Genomic DNA, 22,404 nt, shown 5'->3' on the forward strand with positions numbered 1-22,404 from the left:
CTCATTACCTACTGCCCTTATGCTGTGCTTTCCCGCTTTATGGTTAGGTAAAATAGACCGTTATTTCTGTCTTATAAGTCTGTATCTCATCAGGTACAGACTTGTTTTTATTTGCTTTCGCTATCGTTTGGAACCCTGATATGACCTGCGCTTTTATCTTTAGTGATGATACGGTACTGTGCCGTCAAACGCCTGAGGGGTGGTGGCCGTGGCACGTTGACTATCTGGCGTCTGGTACCGCGGCCACCGATGATGTAGCAGTGCCCGCCTATCAGCTCGGATGTGTCACACTGCTTGAGAGCCTCGCGCCCAGTCATTGGCAAGCGGATGACAACCGTCATAACGCCAATGCCAATAATACGACGCTTGATAAGCCAACTCATGCGTTTACTGCGCGCGCAACCTGCGCCATGACCTATGAGTATGCCACGGCGCATCATATCGCCTTACCTCTCATCGCTGAAAGTAGTGGTAATGCCTTTATCCCGTATCGCCAGCTGCTCACCCAGCTACCCATGGCCTTGAGCGACCAACTGAGCCAAGCCATACAGCTACTACGCTGGCAAGCTGACACGCAGTTTTGTAGCCGCTGCGCCTCGCCAGTCGTTCATGCGCGACTGGGTGAGCGAGCGATGGTCTGCCCGACTTGCAAGCTGCGCCAATACCCGCGTGTCCAACCGTGCATCATCACGGCCATTACCCGCCCCAATCCGCAAACAGGTGCAATGCAAATTTTGCTGGCGCATCATCATCGCTACGGTCAACAAAAGCAGCCGCTACAGTATGGCCTGATTGCAGGGTTTGTTGAGGTGGGAGAAAGTCTTGAGCACGCCGTGGTGCGCGAGGTGTATGAAGAAGTCAATATACACCTGACAGATATCCGTTATGTCAGCAGTCAGCCGTGGCCATATCCGTCAAACTTGATGCTCGGATTTCGTGCTACGTATGCAGGTGGCGAGCTGATTATTCAAGAAGATGAGCTGTCACATGCAGACTTCTTTGATCTCTCAAGCCTGCCCAAGATACCTGCGAAAGGCAGTATTGCTTATGAGCTGATTGAGCAGATCCTCCGTGAGCAAGGCATGGCTTAGCCATCATAGGTGATTGCGTCAATCATTTAGCCCAATGTATCAACGCGCTAATGTGTCAATATGCCAATGTGTCATCAACGCGCCAACGTGATAGTGACGCATGACTACCAGCGTCTTTGACCAGATTTGACCTTGACCAGTGCTCTATAACCTTGCCTGCCCATCTCAGCAAGACTTTTTGGCAAAGATGATGCGCGGACGAGGATGCGCCAATATTGTGATTTTGTTATCATCCATTTAAAATGACCGCCTGAACGCAGCGATGGTCATTTATCACCCACCAATAGCCATACTTTCATCACGCTCATAAAGGCAGGCAAGCGAAACGCTCGTAAACCAGCCAGTAGCGTTATGAGAGATCAACTATATACCAACACCCTTTTTGTACTGGTGTTAAGGTTTTTAATAACATGCAAAGTAACGCCCCTATCCGTCTGATCAATCTGCCCATATTATTTGATGACCTACAGATTGACACGCTGCCTGCTGATGTCTCGTCGCAGATTGCAGCGGTGGATGCCTGCCTGCCACAGACGCAGTGCGGCCTATGCGAGCATCCCGACGGCTGCTTGCCATACGCGGCCGCCATCGTTGTAGATGGCGAGCCATACAATAAATGCGTGCCTGGCGGCCAGCCCGTGACGGATGCGATCGCACAAATTGTCGATACAGAGCGTTATCAGCAAGGCCAAACCCCCGCCGCTGCTCCTTCACAGTGGCCGATAGATGCCAGCTCCGAGCGCCCAACTGAGGTGCGGGCTATCATCCGCGAAGAGGACTGTATAGGCTGCACCAAATGTATCCCTGCCTGCCCCGTCGATGCCATCGTCGGTACTGGTAAACACATGCATACCATCTTTACCGACTTGTGCACGGGCTGTGAGCTTTGCCTAGCGCCCTGTCCCGTTGACTGTATCGATCTGGTCACTATCGAGCGTACGCTTAGTGACGCTGAGCGGCGGGCTGAGCAAGAAGATTTGCGCCAGCGTTATCATACGCATTTAGGCCGCGTCGCTGAGCAGCTAAGCGATAGCAGCAACACCAAGCCGGTAGTCAGTATGGTCGAGGCCAAACTCAATAACGCCACCAGCCAAGCGGTTGATATCAGCGAAGCTCAAGCAAAAAACACCATTGCCGCGGCCAAATTACGCACCAAAATCAAAAAGTTAGAAAAGCAGCTTGCGGTGCGCGCCAATGACAAAAAGCAAGCCGAGCTTGAGACACTGCAAGCCGAGCTGGCACAATTATGCTAATGAGTGATTCGATCATTCACGCCCAACAACAACATATCAAATAAAGTCAAACACCATGAGTAAAACGGTCAAACACAAAACCGCTGAGACCCCGCCCTCCAGACGCATGCCCAATCGCAACGTGCGGCCTTTTTTTGAAAAGCTGGCCGAGACGATTAAGGAGCCCGTCACCGAGCTCAATTATAACAGTAACTTTGAGCTACTCATCGCCGTGATTTTGTCCGCACAAGCGACGGATGTGAGTGTCAATATCGCCACCCAGCAACTATATCCTGTAGCCAATACGCCTGAGGCCATACTAGCGCTTGGCGAAGAAGGGTTAAAGTCCTATATCAAAAATATCGGCTTGTATAACTCAAAAGCCAAAAACGTCATTAAGACCTGCCAAGACCTGATTGAAAAGTTTGATAGCACTGTCCCTGATAACCGCAAAGACCTAGAGTCTCTGGCAGGGGTCGGCCGTAAAACCGCCAATGTGGTGCTCAACACTGCCTTTGGTCAGCCGACAATGGCGGTCGATACTCACATCTTTCGAGTGGGTAACCGCACAGGGCTGGCCACGGGCAAAACCGTATTAATCGTCGAAAAAAAGCTCATTGAGCGTATCCCAGAAGATTTTATCGTCGATGCTCATCATTATCTGATCTTGCACGGGCGCTATACTTGCCAAGCACGTACGCCAAAATGCGGTGCTTGCCCGGTTTATGATGAGTGTATGTTTAAAGACAAAGCCAAATTTGTAGAGCTATAACCCCTTGGCATGAAACAGAGGGTCATACCGATAGCCATGACTCTGTCGTTTGATCGCCCCAACCCTTTTATTGAGCATTTCTTATGTGACAGCAAACGTCGCTCACTAGAGTTTTGCGACATTTCAAGGTAGAATACCCTTATTTTTGTGCTAACAGATGACAACGACGGTGACCGTCAGTAGTAAAGGGCACAGGCGTGACTGCACAAGCGTTGAGATGATAAGCGTGGCACGTCTATGTGCCTGTGTTTTTGGGCGGCTCAGTGCCACTTATGCTATTCATCATTTATGCTATCCATAATGACTGCTCGATGGTTAACGCTATGCGGCGGCAAACTGATTTTAATAAATATTACGACCGATACTGATTGTCAATTATTTAGCAATACCCATTATCCGCCAACTGAGCAATCACGCGGCCAATATGAATGAAAGCCACGCTAAACCGTGCCGCTTTTCCTACCTTTATCGATTCAATTAAGCGATCTAATTATGCGCGAATACAACTTATTTACCTCAGAATCTGTGAGCGAAGGCCACCCAGATAAAATGGCTGATCAAATCTCAGATGCCATTCTTGATGCCATTTTACAGCAAGACCTAGACGCCCGTGTGGCATGTGAGACCTTGGTCAAGACAGGAGCGGTGATATTGGCCGGCGAAGTCACCACCACCGCAAACATCGATGTGGAGCGCATCGTTCGTGATACGGTCAATGGTATTGGTTATCATCATTCAGATCTGGGGTTTGATGGCGAGACCTGCGCTGTCATCAACATGCTGGGTAAACAGTCGCCTGAGATCGCGCAGGGCGTCGATCGCAGCAGCCCTGAAGAGCAAGGTGCCGGCGACCAAGGATTGATGTTTGGTTATGCCAGTAACGAGACCGACGTCTTGATGCCAGCACCGATTGAGTTTGCTCATCGCCTGATGGAGCGTCAGTCCGAGCTACGCCGCGCAGGCGAGCTGCCTTGGTTGCGTCCAGACGCCAAAGCACAAGTCACGCTAAAATATGACGGCAATCTTCCGGTAGCGATCGATGCGGTGGTATTATCCACACAGCACGACCCAAGCATCTCGCAAGCAGATCTACAAGAAGCCGTTATGGAATCTATCATCAAGCAAGTGCTACCAGCCGACCTACTACACGCGGGTACACGCTATCATATCAACCCCACAGGTAAGTTTGTGATTGGTGGGCCTGTCGGTGATGCAGGACTGACGGGGCGTAAAATCATCGTGGATACTTACGGTGGTATGGCACGTCACGGCGGTGGTGCCTTTAGTGGCAAAGATCCATCAAAAGTCGACCGCAGCGCGGCCTACGCGGTACGTTATGTCGCCAAAAACATCGTGGCCGCAGGATTGGCTGATCGCTGTGAAGTACAAGTCAGCTACGCCATCGGTGTCGCCGAACCTACCTCAATCTCCGTCAACACCTTTGGCACCAGTAAGATCAGCAACGAAGAGATCATTCGTCTGATTCGCACACACTTTGACTTACGTCCTTATGGCATTACTCGTATGCTCAACTTGTTGCAGCCGATGTATCAGCAAACCGCCACCTTTGGTCACTTTGGCCGTCCAGGCTCAGAAACTGCCTTTACGTGGGAAAAAACCGATAAAGCTGAGATATTAAAAGCAGACGCAGGCTTGTAATCGCCCGACTGAGTCGCATTGATATATTGATATTATCCATTTAAAACCACCGATACTTATTAGGAGTCGCTTATGTCTCAAGATACCAATCCAGACAACGCTCAAGACAACACTGTTGATGCAAGCCTTGAGATTACCCCTGAAATGCAGGCGTTTTATCAGCGTGCTGATGCCATCATCGGGGTTGCCAACAGCCAGCTAGGCCCCAATGCTCATTCCGGCCAAGTCGGCGCTTCTTTACTATATGCCGCCGCCCGCTATAGCGCGTCAGTTGCGTCTATTGGCTTTGTGAAGGGTGAGGATTTTGCCAAAGAAAAAGACGATATCGTCGAGTTTTATGTCAAGCAGTATCGTCAAATGCTCAGCGACAACCTCACTGACTATGCCCAAAACTTCGATAAATATGTGCAGCTAAATAAAGATGACCAACCAGCGGAATAATCATTACTTGGTTTTATCATAATCATAAGTACCAGACCCAAACTGGATCATCAGTTTGGGTTTTTTATTGCCTATATACTTTTGCAGGTCTATCGGCTGGATGGTTGATGGTAAATACGCTACTATAAACAGTAGACAACGCTACCACGTAAGACAATCGGACGTTATTGCACTTATATAAGGAGATATAATGATGCCCCCCTTCATGAGCAACGCTTGGGCTTTTATAGCAAAGCGGCCACTTATCAAATATATGCTAGGCCTGCCATTACTACTTGCCTTAGCAAGCTGTAGCTCTTTGCCTGATATAACAATTCCTGAAAGCACACCAGCCCAGCCTACCCGCTCTCACCAACTACCCAACGGTGTGTTTTCGCAGTGCCCACCCTTTGACCCTGAAAAAACCATGTGCACCGCGCAGTACGATCCTGTTTGTGTGAAGGGTAAAACTGGCAACCTGATAAGCTACCGTACCGCTGGCAACGCTTGCTCGGCCTGTAGCACCCCTGAGGCGATAGGCTATGTCAAAGGCGAGTGTTTATAAACGACGATTTTATGATGACGTTATGACGATGTTGTCAAAATACCGATAGGCACCGTGCCCCTCACTTCACTACTGGCACTTCACTGTTGGCTGTTAATAATGGCAGCCATAAAAATACCCAGCTTTTGCTAAGCTGGGTATTTGTAAAGCAATAAGATATGCTTAAAAGGCAAATAGTCACGCACGAAAATCAGTCTTCTCGCTTTAGCTCAATCGGACCTTTTAAAAAATCCTCATCAGGCAGCTCATTTGCTGAGTTGTGCTCGGCTGACTCTTCGGTAAGAAACCACTGCTGCTGACGATAGAGAATCAGATGGTCTCGGCTTAATCCGCGTAATAGCGAATACATCATGACCAAAATCACCACAGCAAAAGGTAAGCCTGACACGATAGACGCAGCTTGTAACGCGGTCAACCCCCCTGCCGCGAGCAGTACCGCAGCGATCACCCCTTCTGTACCTGCCCAAAACAAACGCTGAACTTTTGGAGGATCTGTATCACCGCCTGAGGTCAGCATATCTATCACAAAACTGGCCGAATCAGAGGAAGTGACAAACCACAATACAATCATCAGGACAATCAGTAAATTAAACACCGACGTCAGTGGATAAGACTCCATCAACTTAAATATCGCACTACCAGTATCGGCCCTGACCGCCTCCACAAGACCTGGGCTGAGCAAATCAGGACTGGCCGCCGCTAGTAGCTCCATATGAACGGCAGAACCCCCAAAAGCGGTAAACCATAAAAATAATATGGCCACCGGAATCAATAACACCCCTAAGGTGAACTCACGAATGGTACGGCCACGAGAGATACGCGCAACAAACACACCCACAAATGGCGACCAGCTGATCCACCATGCCCAATAAAAAATCGTCCAAGAAGCCTGCCAGTTTTCTTGTCCTTCATAGGACTCCGTCCAAAACCCCAATGGAATCACTTGATGTACATAGTTACCGATGTTTTCTACAAAGCTATTAAAAATAAACTGCGTGGGCCCTAAGATAATCACAAAGCTCAGTAAGATAATGGTCAAAAAGATATTGATATCACTTAGGCGCTTGATGCCCTTATCCAAGCCTAAAAACAGCGACATCCCTGCCAAAACAGTGATGATGGCAATCAAGACAACCTGAACACTGGTGTTATTTGGAAGGCCAAACAAACTCTCAAGACCAGAGTTAATCTGCAGCACCCCAAGCCCTAAGGTCGTCACCACCCCAAACATCGTACCAAATACGGCTAAGGTATCGACTGTGTGACCCCAGCCGCCATAGATTCTTTTGCCCAATATAGGATATAGAGTCGAGCGGATAGCCAGCGGCAAGCCGCGGCGATAGTGAAAGTAAGCCAAAGCCAGAGCCACCATGCCATAAAGCGCCCAAACATGAATACCATAGTGTAAAAACGAGATATTCATCGCAAGCTTAGCTGAAGCAACTGTCTCCCCTTCGCCCAGCGGCGGCGCCATATAATGATATAGCGGCTCAGCGGTGCCCCAGTACAGCAGCCCGATACCGATACCTGCTGAAAACAGCATGCCTATCCACGAGAGCAGTTTGTATTCAGGCTCCTCATTTTGATGCCCCAAACGAATATCACCATATCGACTGAGTATCATATAGACACTCATCAACAAGGTAGTATTAATCACGACAATAAAGAACCAACCAAAACGCAAAGACACAAAGGCTTTTGCTTGGTTAAACACCATTTCTGCTTGCTGATTAAACAGTGCGCCAAAAATAATAAATAGTGTAATTAAAATGACTGAGGTCAAAAAAACAGGTTTGCTTACTCGCGGAAAAGGGCCGACTCGGCCAACTTTCACATGATCCATAGATCTTTCCAAAATTAAAAGAGCGTCACCATATCAAGACATTGATGAATTATCAAATCTAACGCCGCGATGATGCCCTTGTATATAAATAAAATATGATGCCGTGCTAGGGGATTTTTGCCCCTATTTTGCTAACCAAACTAAAAACAAAACCCCAGCTTCCAAAGAAACTGGGGCTTTAATGCGTATCAAAATATTTTTATTCTATATAGAGCATGTATTACGGGCATGCCCTAGTCACTTCTCGCTCAATAAGCGATGATTTAGTCACCCTTAACAATTTCTGGCGGACCTTCTAGTAACTCTTCATCCGCAAACTCATTGGCGGTATTGTGCTCAATCGACTCATCAGTGATAAAGCGCTGTTCGGCACGATACAGTATCAACTCATCACGGTTGAACCCACGTATCATGGCATACAACATGACAAATACCACGATAGCAAAGGGAAACCCTGCGACGATAGCCGCCGCTTGCAAGGCGCCAAGCCCGCCCGCTGCCAATAAAATAGCCGCTACCAGACCTTGCATAATGGCCCAAAACAAACGCTGAATCTTAGGCGGATTGGTATCGCCGCCAGCGGTCAACATGTCAATGACAAAGCTGGCCGAATCTGATGAGGTCACAAACCACAACACAATCATCAGGACGATCAACATCGTCGTGGCTTTGGTAAATGGATAAAACTCCATCAGTTTAAAGATAGCGCTACCATAATCGTTTTGTACCACCTCGATAAACCCAGGGTTACCGATCAGCTCCATGTCTACTGCGACACCGCCAAAGGTCGTGAACCAGAAAAACAAAATAATCATCGGAATAAATAACACGCCGAGCAAAAACTCACGAATCGTGCGGCCACGAGAGATACGCGCGATAAACACCCCGACAAATGGTGACCAGCTGATCCACCATGCCCAGTAAAATATCGTCCATGAAGACTGCCAATCACCTTTACTATAGGCCTCACTCCAAAAGCTGAGCTGGACGATGTTTTGTATATAGTTGCCGGTGTTTTCGACCAAGCTGTCCATGATGTACTGTGTGGGTCCCATGATAAAAGCAAACCCTAACAACACAAAGGTCAAAACAATATTGGTATCACTTAGGCGTTTGATACCCTTATCCAAACCCATTAGCAATGAGCCGCAGGCAAGCATGGTGATAAAGGCAATTAAGATCACCTGCATGGTGACAGAATTAGGTAAACCAAATAACCCCTCAAGTCCAGAGTTAATCTGAAGTACGCCAAAACCTAATGTGGTGACCACGCCAAACATCGTACCAAAGACCGCTAGTGTATCGACCGTATGCCCCCACTTGCCATAGATTTTTTGGCCCAATATTGGGTAGAGGCTAGAGCGAATCGACAGAGGCAAACCACGGCGAAAATGGAAGTAAGCCAATGACAACGCCACGATGGCATAAATGGCCCAAGCGTGTATCCCATAATGCAAAAACGAGATATTCATCGCTTGTTTGGCAGCCTCTACTGTCTCGGCCTCACCCAGTGGCGGCGCCATAAAGTGATAGACAGGCTCTGCGGTGCCCCAGTACATGATACCGATACCGATACCCGCTGAAAACAGCATACCTATCCAAGATGGTAGGCTATATTGCGGGGTTTCGGTTTGATGACCTAAGCGGATATCACCGTATTTGCTAAAGATTAAATACAAACACAGCGCCACGGCCACGTTCATTAAAATAATAAACATCCAACCAAAGCGGTTGGTGATAAAGCTTTGTGCACTAGTAAATATCGTATCTGCTAGCTCTTGAAACAAAGCGCCGAATATAATAAACCCCACAATCAATATTGCAGATGCAATAAACACCGGTTTATTTACTCGCGGAAAAGGCCCTAAGCGACCTATTTTGAGTTCACTCATCTTAGTTATCCAATATGTTAGGGTGAGTTACCTTAACAATATGTTACCCATTTATCAAACCTCACCCTCGATTGTTAAGTTTTGATACAAAAAAATAGCCCTGAATTCTCAGAGCTATTGCGGCATGACTGTTTAATAGGTGACTTAACACGTTGAATTAACACTGTTTTTCTCGGCGATGGCCTGCACATAAACACTAGTCACCTTTGACAATCTTTGGCGGATCCTTTAGTAACTCTTCATCGACAAACTCATCAGCGGTATTGCGATCGATAGACTTATCCGTTGATACTATATTTCTATTTTGGTTTTATTAAAGAGGTTGCCGACTGACCAACTGTAACAGCTTGGCATCCTTGCCGTCTTCAAGCAGCCACACTCGCCCATCGACGGCCAACACACTACGCATCCGCTCCCCCATATCGTACCGATAGCGCTCACCTGCTTTCTTACTGCCATTGTTGCTGTCAAGGTGCACCACCATCAGCGCTTGTGAAGACAAGCCACTGATAAGCGCATGCCCTTGCCATGCAGGAAAGTCGTTATGACGGCCAGATACGTAAATGCTCATTGAGGACGGTGAGATAACAGGCGTCCAAGTGATATGAGGCGCAGCAAAATCAGGCCGCGTATCATGATCAGGAATATCAGTCCCATTATAATTGCGGCCGTTTGAGACGACCGGCCATCCGTAGTTACGACCTTTTTTGATCAAATTAAACTCATCACCGCCGCGCGGTCCCATCTCATGCGCCCAAAGTCTGCCTGCATCATCAAATACCATACCAAGGACATTGCGATGACCTATCGACCAAAACTGCTTGGCAATCTCGTACTTATCATCGGTAAATGGGTTGTCCTTTGGCACAGAGCCATCTGGATGTAGCCGTATGATTTTTCCCAAGTTGCCACTCATGTCCTGCGCGGGGGCTTTTTGTTGGCGATCGCCCGAGCTGATATATAGATACTGACCATCAGGGGAGAAGAGCAAACGATGGCTATAGTGACCTTGACCGCGTACCTTTGGCGTTTGCTCCCAGATAGGCATCAGCGCTTGTAAGCTTGGCGTCTCAGTATCCAGCCCCGTTAGTGCCGCTTTGATAACTTTTGCCCCAAACTTGCCCCTATCGCCGCCTGTACCTGACTCAGCATAGCTGAGATATATCTGCTTAGAGGTAAAAAAATCAGGCGCTAGGACAACGTCACCCAGACCGCCCTGCCCGCCATAGGCTACTGCCGGTATACCCGCCACGGCTGTCTTGCTACCCGTGGCAGTATCAACGACAAACAGCTCGCCGGTCTTTTGGGTCACCAAGAGCTTGGGGGACTCATTATCCGCCGTTGGTAGTGCTGTCATTGCCCAAGGCTCATCAAAGCTGGCGAGCGCTTGTGTATCAAAGATAGGTCTTTCGGTATTGGCCGCCAAATCGCGCGCTGCGGCTTGGCCTTCTTTGTATTCTGTCAGATCGGCGTCGGTATTGACGGCTGCAGGATTGGAGCATGCAGAGGCACTAAACAGCAGTGACGCTACCACGAGCGATAGTAGCAACGGCGTTTTTATTCTTTTTTTAATAATAATCATCCTGATTTACCTCCTTAATCTTGCCGTCTTTTTATGTGCTTTATCATTATTTATACCACAATCAAAGAATGCGAACGGTAAATAATATTGACACAAAAAACCCCTTACCTGACCATATAAAAATAGGCAAATAAGGGGTTTTGGATTTTTCATTAGTTAGCAGAGACCGCTAAACTAACTCAATGAATAAAACGAACGCTTGATTTAGCTCATTCTGAGCTTATCAAATGTCAGCTGATCATCTGCGCCGACATCGACTTTGATGATATCACCTGCGACAAAGTCACCAGCCAATAGCTTTAATGACAATGGGTTTTCGATCTCTTGCTGGATCGCACGTTTTAGTGGACGCGCGCCATACACAGGATCATAACCGACAGCGACTAGTTTGTTCATCGCATCGGCTGACAGCTCGATATCCATCTCACGCTCTTGGATACGCTGACGTAGACGCTGCAACTGAATGTCAGCAATACCAGCCATCTGCGACATGCCAAGCGGATGGAATACCACAATCTCATCGATACGGTTGACAAACTCTGGGCGGAAATGCTGTCCGACCGAATCCATCACCTCAGACTTGATGTCTTCATAGCTCTCGCCGACCATCTCTTGGATTTTGTGAGAGCCTAAGTTACTGGTCATCACAATCACCGTGTTTTTGAAGTCGACCACGCGGCCTTGTGAGTCGGTCAAACGTCCATCGTCTAACACTTGTAGCAAGATATTAAACACATCAGGATGCGCTTTTTCGACCTCATCAAACAATATCACGCTATAAGGCTTACGGCGTACCGCTTCGGTCAAGGTGCCGCCTTCTTCATAACCGACATAGCCTGGAGGCGCGCCCACCAAGCGACTGACGCTGTGTTTCTCCATATACTCACTCATGTCGATACGGATGATGGCATCCTCACTATCAAACAAGAAGTTGGCCAGTGATTTGGTCAGCTCAGTTTTACCAACCCCCGTAGGCCCTAAGAATAAGAACGAACCCGATGGGCGGTTGGGATCAGACAACCCAGCTCGGCTACGACGCACAGCGTTGGCAACCGCTTCGACTGCTTCATCTTGACCGATGACGCGCTCATGCAGCTTGTCTTCCATCGCCAGCATTTTGTCACGCTCGCCTTGCAGCATTTTGCTGACAGGAATACCCGTCGCGGCGGCCACCACCTCTGCGATCTCGTTGTCCGTGACTTTGTTACGCAGCAGTTTGGCACCGCCATTATCACCTGCCAGCTCTTTTTGCTCGGCCAAATCAGACTCTGTGATACGGCGCTCAAGCTGCGGAATCGTCTCGTACTGCAGCTTACTCATGGTTTCGTAGTCGCCTTCGCGGCTGGCCTTGTCATAAGCGATACGCGCTTTGTCCAGCTCGTCTTTTAGCTGCTGAGAGCCTTTGACCAGCGCTTTTTCCGCTTGCCAGACTTCATTGAGATCGGCGTACTCTTTTTCTAGCTCTTCGATTTGGCTATCAAGCACTTTACGCTCTGCTTGCGCGCCGGCATCTTCTTCGTTTTTGAGTACTTCGCGCTGCATTTTTAGCTGAATCAAACGGCTATCAAGCTTACCAAGCGCTTCAGGCTTACTGTCCATCTCCATACGCAGACGACTGGCTGCTTCATCGATTAAGTCAATCGCTTTATCAGGCAGCTTGCGATCGGTGATATAACGATGGCTCATGCGCGCTGCCGCAATAATCGCGCTGTCTTGGATATCGACACCATGATGCAGCTCATAACGCTCTTTTAGACCACGCAAAATCGCAATGGTGTCTTCAACCGTTGGCTCATCGACCAGTACTTTTTGGAAGCGGCGCTCAAGCGCGGCATCTTTTTCGATGTATTGACGATACTCATCTAACGTCGTCGCGCCGACGCAGTGTAGCTCACCGCGCGCCAGTGCAGGCTTTAGCATATTGCCTGCATCCATCGCGCCTTCTGACTTACCAGCGCCGACCATGGTGTGCAGCTCATCAATAAATAAGATGACGTTGCCTTCTTGCTTCGCCAAATCACTCAGAACCGCTTTGAGACGCTCTTCAAACTCACCGCGGAATTTTGCCCCCGCAATAAGCGCGCCTAAGTCTAACGACAGCACTTCCTTACGGCGTAGACCTTCTGGCACATCGCCATTGATGATTTTTTGTGCTAGGCCTTCGACGATGGCTGTCTTACCGACACCCGGTTCACCGATGAGCACGGGGTTGTTTTTGGTGCGGCGCGAGAGCACCTGAATGGTACGGCGAATCTCTTCGTCACGGCCAATGACAGGGTCTAGCTTACCCAGCTCAGCCTGCTCAGTTAAGTTGATAGTATATTTGTTTAGCGCATCACGCTGATCTTCGGCATTTTGATTGTCCACCGTTTCGTCTCCACGTAACTTTTCGATCACAGCCTTTAACTGACTGGCTGTCACGCCTGCATTTTCAAAGATTTTTTTGGTCTCGCCTTGTTCAGCAAGTGCCAATATCACCCATTCAGTGGCAATAAAGTCATCACCTGCCTTCTGCGCTTGGCGATCGGCTAGGTTTAAAATCTTCACTGAGTTTGGGTTTAGGTTGACATCACCTGTCGGCTCGCTAATCGTTGCTTGATTATCGAGCGCTTTTGCCACGCCATTTTTTAATGCTGGAATAGACGCGCCGGCTTGCTGACAGATAGCTAAGTTGGACTCATCTTGTAGCAATACAGCCAGCAAATGCACAGGGTCTATGCCCGTATGGTCACGGCCCAGCGCCAGGCTTTGCGCCTCGGAGATGGCTGTTTGCAGCTTTTGGGTAAATTTCTCAAATCTCATTGATTTATCCTTTGATATTTCTGTATGTTATTGGTCAAAATGGCAGCAGACTGTTATAAGTATTAGACTCGCCTACTCGCCTTTAGTTGATATTTATATAGGGTATAGTACCTTGTATTTCAAGGTATAAACCAGAAAAACCTTACTAATAGCAATGATATAAACTTATCCTTCTTCATAAGGTTTTATGCCGTGCGTTTCAAGACATCACTTCCTAAAAACAAAGCCGTTATACGCGTTTGAACAAAGCCATTCATCTGACCGTGAATCATAATATCACTGCCTGGATTGACCCCTTTATTTCTAGCACGCGCAGAGTCGGTGGCATTCGGGTAGCTGATATGAATAGAGCGATACGCAATCGAATGCTCATTTTTATAGTCCAAAGTATAATCACCAGTCGGCGTACGCTCATCGCCTTCTTGTTGTTTATGTCCGACTGGATTATCCCCTAACGCAATGGCATAGGTTTTGATGACTGCGCCTTGACTCATCAGCTTGAGTACGCGCTCGGACTTATCGACATAGACTTTGTCAATCGTGATATTTGCAAGGTCAGTTTGATGGCCTTTGTCAGAGTGATTTGCTGCAGCGAGCGCTTTGTAGCCTGTCAGGCCGGCCCAGCCAGCGCCGAGCACAATAAGCATCACCAAGGACAGCAGGATGATTTTTTTGGGGTATAAACGAAAAAATGACACAGTCTTTGCCTTTTATAATCCACCAGTAATGGGCTTTTATAAAATAACAAAAATCTGTGTCAAATATGTGCAAAAACTATGAATACGCTAAAAGCGCGATTACACCATACGAATCGCGCCATCAAGGCGAATCACTTCACCGTTTAGGTAAGCGTTATCAATGATATGAGTGACCAATTTGGCAAACTCGTTTGGAGCACCCAAACGCTTGGGATACGGCACCCCTGCCTCTAACTGCTCGCGTGCCTTTTCGGGAATGGTGTCCATCATCGGTGTGGCAAAAACACCAGGCGCGATGGTCATGACTCTGATGCCGTGGCGCGACAGCTCGCGTGCAAGCGGCAAGGTCAGCCCGACCACCCCAGCTTTTGATGATGAATAGCTGGCTTGCCCAACTTGTCCATCAAAGGCGGCGATAGAGGCGGTATTGATGATAATACCGTTGTCCGCGTTTGACGCGTAAGCACCTGCTGCCACGCGCTTAGCAATGCTAGCCGCTACCAAACGCGCGACGTTGAAAGACCCCACGAGATTGATATGAACCCCGCGGCTAAACGCCTCAAGATCGGCAGGTGTATTTTCACGATCGAGCAGCTTTTGTACGACCGCAATGCCCGCACAGTTGATAGAGCCTTGCAGACCGCCGAAGGCTCGTTCGGCCGTGTCTACTGCTGCTTGCACCGCCTCGCCGCTGGTGATATCACAGCGTACAAAACGGCTATTTTCGCCCAGCTCATCAGTCAGTGCCTGTCCTGCCGATTCATTTAAATCGGCGATGATCACCTTGCCGCCTTGAGCGACGATCGCCCGTACCACGGCTTCGCCAAGGCCTGATGCACCGCCCGTTACCAAAAAGCTGTGTTGTTCAATTTGCATAATCCTTCCTTTTATTTGTCTGGTATTCTTTGCATGGTAGTCTTTATATTGTACGGAAAAACATTTGAGACAGTGCATGATGCAGTGCTCATCTTAAGCTAATATAGCTAATAAGGCGGCGACTGACGTACAGTCGCCCTTAATATAGCCGCGTCTTGATATCGGCGCGTTTTTCTTGGCTTATGCCGCAGACAAACTACGCAGCAAAAAGCGCTGAATCTTGCCACTTGGGGTCTTGGGCAATGCTGCCACAAACTCAACGTCACGCGGATAAGCGTGTGTCGATAGACGCTTGCGTACTAGAGCTTGTATTTCTTTGGCCAGCTCATCTGAGCCTTCGATACCGTCCTTTAGCACCACATACGACTTGATGGTATGACCGCGCACTTCATCAGGTACGCCGACGGCAGCCGACTCTGCCACCGCATCATGCTCCAGTACGGTGTTTTCGACATCAGTCGGCCCCACACGGTAGCCTGCGGTGATAATGATGTCATCATCACGCCCTGAGAACCAATAGCTACCGTCACTATGACGTTCGACCACATCGCCTGTTAGGTAGTAATCACCGACAAAGGCGTCTTTTTCATTCCAGCTATAACCACGGAAATAAAACGCGGGCGACTGACTGACCACCACCGCCAGCTGGCCTTGCTCACCATCAGGCAAGACATTCATGTCATCATCCAACACGACGAGGGTATGCCCTGGAAGCGCCATACCCATTGAGCCGACAGGACACTCATGGGTCAAAGCATGGTGCTCGCAGCACGTCATTCCCGTCTCAGTTTGTCCATATTGATCACAGACTTTGCAATTTAGATAAGTCTCCACCCAGTTGACGACCTCGGTATTTAAGGTCTCGCCTGCCGAGTTGGCGCAGCGTAGAGATAACGCGGCATCGCTATCATCATGCGCCTGCTCAAACACGCCGCTGGATTTCATCATACGAAAGGCAGTGGGCGAAGAGGCCAAATTGGTAATCTTATGACGCACCATAAAGTCGCGCGTGTTTTCTGCATCAAATCCTGACTCATTAAAATGGGTGGTGATGCCCATCAGCAACGGCCCTGTAATGGCATAATACAACCCATAGGCCCAGCCAGGATCGGCCATATTCCAGTAATTATCATCGGCGCGCAAATCGATGGCATAACGCATATATAGATAAAAAGCCGAGAGCGCGCTGAGAGGGACGCTGACGCCCTTAGATTTACCGACGGTCCCAGAGGTAAACATCTGCAAAAATGGCGCATCTGTCTCCAAGAGCACAGGCGCCGCTGTAGATGACTGCGCTGCTACCACCTCCTCATAAAGATCGTCACTCCAGCCATGGTCCTGCTGGCTATCGTCGCCGCCCACCAAGACCATTTTGGCTTGCTCAGCCAAATCCTCAAACTTGCCGCGGTTCTCAAAGTTGGTAAATACCACTTTGGTATTGGCTTTATCCATACGGTATTTGATCGACTCATAGCCAAAAGCGGTAAATAACGGCTGATACACGGCACCAATACGCCATGTCGCCAATACAATAGTCAGCAGCTCAGGTGTGCGCGGCAGCATGGTCGCCACTTGATCACCAGCTTGCACGCCATACGACTGGAGCAAGTTGGCAACGTGACCACTGGCCTTATCAAGCTCAGCGAAACTTAGGCGCGTGACGTTGCCTGCTGTGTCTTCGTGTACGAGTGCGAGATGCTCACCCCGCCCATCACGCACATGACGCCCGCAGCAGGCCATGTAGGCATTTCGCTGGTCGTCCAGATGCTCGCCATATATTTCGGTCAATAAGTTATTGATATTAAAGTTTTGATAATAATCGCGGTAGTGTTGGCGCGTATCGGTGTGAGTTGTCGTGGGGGTCGATGAGGTAGTCATAAGCCAATCCTTTAGCACTTGCAGGTCATTGATGACAAGTGACAACAGCGGCGCATGACATCATGGGTAAAAATGCTCATGAATCAAAACACCACTGTCTCACTTGTAAAATCGCCCTATCCTATGGGCGGTTTTTATTGTCTATACGCTATTAGTAACGCATTTTACTTATTATTTCAATACATAGCGTATCATTTTTATATTATTTCTTTATGTAGTCACGACCGTTCAGCGCAATTGCATGTGACTTATCATCGCCATAGCAGGCTTATGCGACATAGCGTCTCATTGCTAAGCCCACAGGTTATTGCCAAGTACACAGGCAGCTTAATAGCGCTTTTTCTTCACAGCTTTGGTGCTTTTTGCTACGGCCGCGTCGGGCGTTTTGGTACGCTTCAAAAAACTGACCTGCCAAAAACCGTTCGATAAGCATCGGATGAATATAAGAAGCACGGCATACCGCTGGCGTATTGCCAAGCTCTTCGGCCACGCTCTTCACCATATCGGTAACCAGCTGCTGACGCGCCTTGCTAGCAGGCGCGCTGGCTAAGACTGTCCGGCCCGCCGAGGTCTGCAGCTCATCATACAGATAGCTCGCTGCCAGTACACTGGCCATCCAAGTACGAAAGTCCTTTGCACTGTACAATCTGCCCGATGTAAGACCCTCCAAGTCATCGCTGCTCGGCTGTTTGTGCGCCTCTGTAGCCGCACACAGATGACGGCGCAAGTAGTCATTGACATCGCTGCTATCCACAACTTGCTTGTCACCATTTTCATCTAAATATTTAAAAATCTGATACCCTGGCAGCTCACTACAGGCTTGCACAATCTCAATCAAGCGCTCGTCTTGCAGCTCGATATGGTGCTCTTTGGCACTTTTGCCGACAAAGTCAAATGCCAGACCGTTATCCGTCTCGCTCACGTGCTTACTGCGCAGCGTACTCAGGCCATAGCTTTTATTCATCTTTGCATAGCGGCTATTACCGATACGAATGAGGGTAGTTTCCAATAACTTGACCACCGCAGCTAATACATTGGCGCGTGATAGCGGCGCTGCTTCTAAATCTGTCTCAACTTGCGCCCGCAGCGTGGGCAACGCGGTCGCAAACCCTATCATCGCGGCAAACTTGGCGTGATCGCGCACGCGATTCCATTCGGGATGATACAGGTACTGCTTGCGCGCTTTGTCATCGCGGCCTGTCGATTGCAGATGGCCTTTTTCGTCTTGGCATATCCACACCTCTGACCACATCGGCGGGATGACTAGCGCCTCAAAGCGCGCGCGAAATTTTTTGCATTTGACCGTGTTGCCGATGGCATCTTTATAAGTAAACCCGCGGCCCCAACGCCTGCGCGTAAATCCCGGCTCATCGTCGCTGACGTAGCGCAAATTGGCGCGCTTTGCTAAGCGCTCATAATCGTGGCGCAAGTCATCGCTTATCGTCTGTTTGGTTGTCATAGCCCTGCCTTTTATTGATTATTTATCCTCTTGTTTAAGATAAATAAAATCGGCATGACTTGCTATGCAGTTGACGCAGATAATGTGTAATGGTGTGTAAAACTAACAAGATAAAAGGGTTATCAAAAGTTCGGTTTTCAGGCATAATTTGGCATCTATTTTTTATTGAAAGCATCTAAATCATGACTGAAGACAAAAGTATGCAAAATAACAATGTTGTGCAAAACCATGCTACACAAATAGCGCCGTTAACTGACGCAAATTATGAGTCGTGGCTAAGCCTTTGGCAAGACTATCTGACATTTTATGACACCAACTTGCCGCTCGACACCTCAAAAGCCACATGGCAAAAACTGCTTGATAGTGGCACGCCTGTTTATGGGTTTGGTGCATTTAAAGACAAGGTATTGGTTGGCATAGTTCATGTGGTATTGCATCCCAATACATGGAATGAAACAGACTGCTGCTATTTAGAAGACTTGTATATTGACGAATCGGTGCGCGGTCAAGGCTTTGGTCGGGCGCTAATTGAATATGTTTATGACTTTGCTAACCAGCAAAACTGTAACCGCGTCTATTGGACAACCCAAGACAGCAATCAAACCGCGCGCGTACTGTACGACAAGCTTGCCAGCCTGACTGATATGGTGCAGTACCGCAAAAACTTATGATAAAAACTTTCATGTTGCTAAAAAAACGCCAAGTATCAGGTACTTGGCGTTTTTCTTGCTAATAAGCTTATTGTACAAAAATGACTTACTGACCATACTCACATAAATACGCAGTCTCAACCTCAACTTTGACTTGAAATTTTTTATCCGCTTCAATAGTAAACTGTTGACCGGCGTCAAAGGTCTGCCATTCGCTACTTTCTGGCAGTTTAACGGTCAACGCGCCGCTCACCACACTCATGGTCTCAAATTCGCTGGTACCAAATTCATACTCCCCAATTTCCATCACGCCGACAGTCGCTGGTAGAGTGGCTGTCTGAAAGGCAATCGACGTGACTTTATCGTCAAAATAACTATTTACGCTTGGCATAACTTTTCCTTAAGTAATGGTGTTTAAAATGTGTTGATAAACCTTACAGTCCTGCTTTAAGGCTGGCTTCAATGAATTGATCGAGATCACCATCGAGTACCGCGCTGGTATTAAACGTCTCAACGCCAGTACGCAAGTCCTTGATACGTGAGTCATCGAGCACATACGAGCGAATTTGACTGCCCCAGCCGACGTCAGACTTATTGTCTTCGACCGCTTGCTGTTTTTCCATACGTTTTTGCATCTCAAGCTCATAAAGCTTGGCACGCAGCATTTTCATGGCAGTGGCTTTGTTGCCATGCTGGCTACGCTCGTTTTGGCACGTGACCACCACGCCAGTTGGCTCGTGGGTAATACGCACCGCAGAGTCAGTGGTGTTGACGTGCTGACCACCCGCGCCCGATGAGCGGTAGGTATCGATACGCAGATCGGCCGGATTGATATCAATCTCGACGTTGTCATCAATCTCAGGCGAAACAAAAACAGCGGCAAATGACGTATGACGGCCATTGTTGCTATCAAATGGTGACTTACGCACTAGGCGATGCACACCAATCTCGGTACGCAGCCAGCCAAACGCATAGTCGCCTTTGATCTCGATCGTCGCTGATTTAATCCCAGCGACACTACCAGACGACACCTCAATGACCTCGACCTTAAAGCCATGCGACTCCGCCCAGCGCGTATACATCCGTAGCAGCATCTCAGCCCAGTCTTGTGCTTCGGTGCCGCCACTACCCGACTGAATGTCTAAATAGCAGTTGTTTGGGTCCATCTCGCCGCTAAACATCCGGCGGAATTCTAAATCTGCCACACGTTCTTCAGCATCGTCGAGCGCTGCTTGCACATCGCTCAGTAGTGACTCATCCTCTGCTTCTACTGCCAGCTCGAGCATGGCAGAGGCATCTGCCAAGGTAGTCTCAAGCGATATCACCACATCGATGACACCATCAAGCTGACTTTTTTCTTTATTAATCTTGGTCGCGCGCTCAGGATCGTTCCATAGCTCGGGGTTTTCTAACTCCAAATTAATCTCTTCTAGGCGCTCTTGCTTACCATCAAAGTCAAAGATACCTCCGAAGGTCCTGTCCTCGCTCAGATAAGTCTTTGATTTTTTCTTGATACGGATTGATTTCCATAAATAGTCCTGTTTTTTGCTAAAAAATAAAGGTCGCACTCGGGCGCTATTTTAAATGAGATTACGGTTACATAATGGATTAATTGTGCGCTGCCTGGTAGCGGCTCATTGACCAGCCTCAATCGACCAATCTTCGACCGCCCAGCGATGCGCCAGCGCATGAGCATGCAGCGCGTCATCAGGAGACACGCAGACTGCGACGTCCGCCCATTCTAGCAGCGGGATGTCGTTTTTAGAATCTGAATACGCATAAGTTTTTTCAAAACGAACGCCAGCGAGCTGCTGCTTATTTAACCACTTATCGAGATGATAAATCTTACCTTCTTTAAAGTTTGGCTTGTCGGTGAGCTTGCCCGTATAGCGGGCGTCTTTTATCTCAAGCGGCGTCGATAATACATTGCCAGCCTCGACCCCAAAACGCTTTGCGATGGCAGACACCACAAAATCATTGGTCGCGGAGATTATCACCACATCATGCCCTTTTTCCACATGCTGACAGAGCACCTCCATTGCTTTTGGGCGGATGTGTGGCTCGATCTCAGACTTGATATAGTCTTCGCGTAACGTATGTAGCCTCTCCATCGGCAAGCTGCTCAAAAACTGGGCGACAAACTCATTGTACTCAGTGGCATCGAGCGTGCCTTCGATATAGTCCTGATAAAACTTTTGATTGGCCGTACGATATTCGGCCTCATCGACCAGATTGTGCTTGACGATATACTCGCCCCAAAGATAATCACTATCGACATCGAGCAAAGTATGATCCAAATCAAAAAGCGCCAGTTCTTTTGCTATCGGTTGTGCTGCCTGCATAATAAAACCTTATGGTGATTTATAAAAACGATGATTGGTAAAGAAGGGTTAAAAGTTGGGTGATAGTTGGTGGCACCCCATCTTCCATGACTCGGTAATATTTGGTGAATATTACTGTTTAGTAAACAAAATTATGCTAACTTTATAATAAAAACAGAGAACCTTATGAAAACGCCCAATCCCCAGTCCACCACCGCTCGTCGACCGAGACGCCCTGCCCGCTCTATCAAAGAGATTAGACGGCGGCAACGAGGAGAGGATTATCAGTCTCCGATGGCACGTATCTTATATGCGCTCTTGACAGCTTTGCTGTATGGCGCTGGCGGGTTGTTTATCGATCTTGCTATCGTCGCGATTCGCTCTTTATTCAATCTAGGCACGGGCGATATTTTTTGGTTATTTACGCCCATCCTGCTGGTTTTGGGTGCCATTATTGGGTTTTTTGTCGGCAAAAACGCAGGTGCCGAGAGCGTCAATGCCTTACACAATCAGCAAGCTGGCAATAACGCTTATCTCGACGACTACTCTATACGCCATGATATCTTTCGAGGTCTGATGATCGGTATTGCTATCTTTGCAGTTATTTGGCTGGTCATGACGTAAATACGCGCAACCACAATGTCAGCGACGATAAGACGAACAA

Annotated in this window: 19 protein-coding genes; 8 read left to right on the plus strand and 11 right to left on the minus strand. The window is 48.3% G+C overall.

Annotated features, from left to right (window positions below; translation table 11 throughout):
• The first annotated feature begins 140 nt into the window (after positions 1–140).
• From nudC to AADH33_RS08385, 6 genes are all read left to right on the plus strand, one after another.
• Positions 141–1,091 (plus strand): NAD(+) diphosphatase, encoded by a 951-nt coding sequence (gene nudC, locus AADH33_RS08360; RefSeq protein ID WP_348548598.1) that lies wholly within the window; start codon positions 141–143, stop codon positions 1,089–1,091.
• A gap of 410 nt (positions 1,092–1,501) precedes the next feature.
• Positions 1,502–2,344, plus strand: coding sequence for an RnfABCDGE type electron transport complex subunit B (locus AADH33_RS08365; RefSeq protein WP_348548599.1), 843 nt, complete (start codon positions 1,502–1,504; stop codon positions 2,342–2,344).
• 55 nt (positions 2,345–2,399) lie between these two features.
• A complete protein-coding gene (nth, locus tag AADH33_RS08370; RefSeq protein WP_348548600.1) occupies positions 2,400–3,095 on the plus strand; it encodes an endonuclease III in 696 nt (231 codons plus the stop codon).
• Between the two features lie 492 nt (positions 3,096–3,587).
• Positions 3,588–4,754, plus strand: a complete 1,167-nt coding sequence (gene metK / locus AADH33_RS08375) for a methionine adenosyltransferase (protein ID WP_198335556.1) — start codon at positions 3,588–3,590, stop codon at positions 4,752–4,754.
• Between the two features lie 72 nt (positions 4,755–4,826).
• Positions 4,827–5,195 (plus strand): DUF3144 domain-containing protein, encoded by a 369-nt coding sequence (locus AADH33_RS08380; protein ID WP_083608521.1) that lies wholly within the window; start codon positions 4,827–4,829, stop codon positions 5,193–5,195.
• Positions 5,196–5,385: 190 nt separating this feature from the next.
• A complete protein-coding gene (locus tag AADH33_RS08385) occupies positions 5,386–5,739 on the plus strand; it encodes a hypothetical protein (protein ID WP_348548601.1) in 354 nt (117 codons plus the stop codon).
• Between the two features lie 190 nt (positions 5,740–5,929).
• Here the strand turns inward: AADH33_RS08385 and AADH33_RS08390 are convergent, their stop codons facing one another.
• From AADH33_RS08390 to AADH33_RS08425, 8 genes are all read right to left on the minus strand, one after another.
• A complete protein-coding gene (locus AADH33_RS08390) occupies positions 5,930–7,582 on the minus strand; it encodes a BCCT family transporter (RefSeq protein ID WP_348548602.1) in 1,653 nt (550 codons plus the stop codon).
• A gap of 263 nt (positions 7,583–7,845) precedes the next feature.
• Positions 7,846–9,474: a BCCT family transporter gene (locus AADH33_RS08395; protein ID WP_348548603.1), complete on the minus strand. Its 1,629-nt coding sequence runs from the start codon at positions 9,472–9,474 to the stop codon at positions 7,846–7,848.
• Positions 9,475–9,787: 313 nt separating this feature from the next.
• Complete coding sequence (locus AADH33_RS08400; protein ID WP_348548604.1) at positions 9,788–11,056, minus strand: PQQ-dependent sugar dehydrogenase; 1,269 nt, start codon at positions 11,054–11,056, stop codon at positions 9,788–9,790.
• Positions 11,057–11,260: 204 nt separating this feature from the next.
• Complete coding sequence (gene clpB / locus AADH33_RS08405; RefSeq protein WP_348548605.1) at positions 11,261–13,858, minus strand: ATP-dependent chaperone ClpB; 2,598 nt, start codon at positions 13,856–13,858, stop codon at positions 11,261–11,263.
• Between the two features lie 185 nt (positions 13,859–14,043).
• Complete coding sequence (locus AADH33_RS08410) at positions 14,044–14,556, minus strand: L,D-transpeptidase family protein (RefSeq protein ID WP_348548606.1); 513 nt, start codon at positions 14,554–14,556, stop codon at positions 14,044–14,046.
• A 99-nt stretch (positions 14,557–14,655) separates the two neighbouring features.
• Entirely contained in the window at positions 14,656–15,432 is a 777-nt protein-coding gene (locus AADH33_RS08415) for an SDR family NAD(P)-dependent oxidoreductase (RefSeq protein WP_348548607.1), read from the minus strand.
• Positions 15,433–15,612: 180 nt separating this feature from the next.
• Positions 15,613–17,310 carry an AMP-binding protein gene (locus AADH33_RS08420; protein ID WP_348548608.1) on the minus strand — a complete coding sequence of 566 codons (1,698 nt, stop codon included), beginning with the start codon at positions 17,308–17,310 and terminating at the stop codon, positions 15,613–15,615.
• Positions 17,311–17,614: 304 nt separating this feature from the next.
• A complete protein-coding gene (locus AADH33_RS08425; RefSeq protein ID WP_348548609.1) occupies positions 17,615–18,769 on the minus strand; it encodes a DNA topoisomerase IB in 1,155 nt (384 codons plus the stop codon).
• A 182-nt stretch (positions 18,770–18,951) separates the two neighbouring features.
• Here AADH33_RS08425 and AADH33_RS08430 point away from each other — a divergent pair, with 182 nt between their 5' ends.
• Positions 18,952–19,440 (plus strand): GNAT family N-acetyltransferase, encoded by a 489-nt coding sequence (locus tag AADH33_RS08430; protein ID WP_348548610.1) that lies wholly within the window; start codon positions 18,952–18,954, stop codon positions 19,438–19,440.
• An 85-nt stretch (positions 19,441–19,525) separates the two neighbouring features.
• Here the strand turns inward: AADH33_RS08430 and AADH33_RS08435 are convergent, their stop codons facing one another.
• The 3 genes from AADH33_RS08435 to AADH33_RS08445 all read right to left on the minus strand — a co-directional run bounded on the left by AADH33_RS08435 (position 19,526) and on the right by AADH33_RS08445 (position 21,761).
• The gene (locus AADH33_RS08435) at positions 19,526–19,810 is read right to left on the minus strand and encodes a pyrimidine/purine nucleoside phosphorylase (protein WP_348548611.1); all 285 of its coding nucleotides are present in this window, start codon (positions 19,808–19,810) and stop codon (positions 19,526–19,528) included.
• 43 nt (positions 19,811–19,853) lie between these two features.
• Positions 19,854–20,949, minus strand: a protein-coding gene (gene prfB, locus AADH33_RS08440) for a peptide chain release factor 2 (RefSeq protein WP_348548612.1) whose coding sequence is annotated in 2 segments (ribosomal slippage) — positions 19,854–20,876 and positions 20,878–20,949 — 1,095 coding nt in all. Because the reading frame shifts where the segments join, the coding sequence is not laid out codon by codon here.
• Positions 20,950–21,053: 104 nt separating this feature from the next.
• A complete protein-coding gene (locus tag AADH33_RS08445; RefSeq protein WP_348548613.1) occupies positions 21,054–21,761 on the minus strand; it encodes an HAD family hydrolase in 708 nt (235 codons plus the stop codon).
• Positions 21,762–21,926: 165 nt separating this feature from the next.
• Here AADH33_RS08445 and AADH33_RS08450 point away from each other — a divergent pair, with 165 nt between their 5' ends.
• Positions 21,927–22,364 carry a hypothetical protein gene (locus AADH33_RS08450; protein WP_348548614.1) on the plus strand — a complete coding sequence of 146 codons (438 nt, stop codon included), beginning with the start codon at positions 21,927–21,929 and terminating at the stop codon, positions 22,362–22,364.
• Positions 22,365–22,404: the final 40 nt, after the last annotated feature.

Origin of the sequence: Psychrobacter sp. KFRI-CH2-11 (assembly GCF_038239325.1) — a bacterium.
GTDB classification, from domain to species: domain Bacteria; phylum Pseudomonadota; class Gammaproteobacteria; order Pseudomonadales; family Moraxellaceae; genus Psychrobacter; species Psychrobacter celer.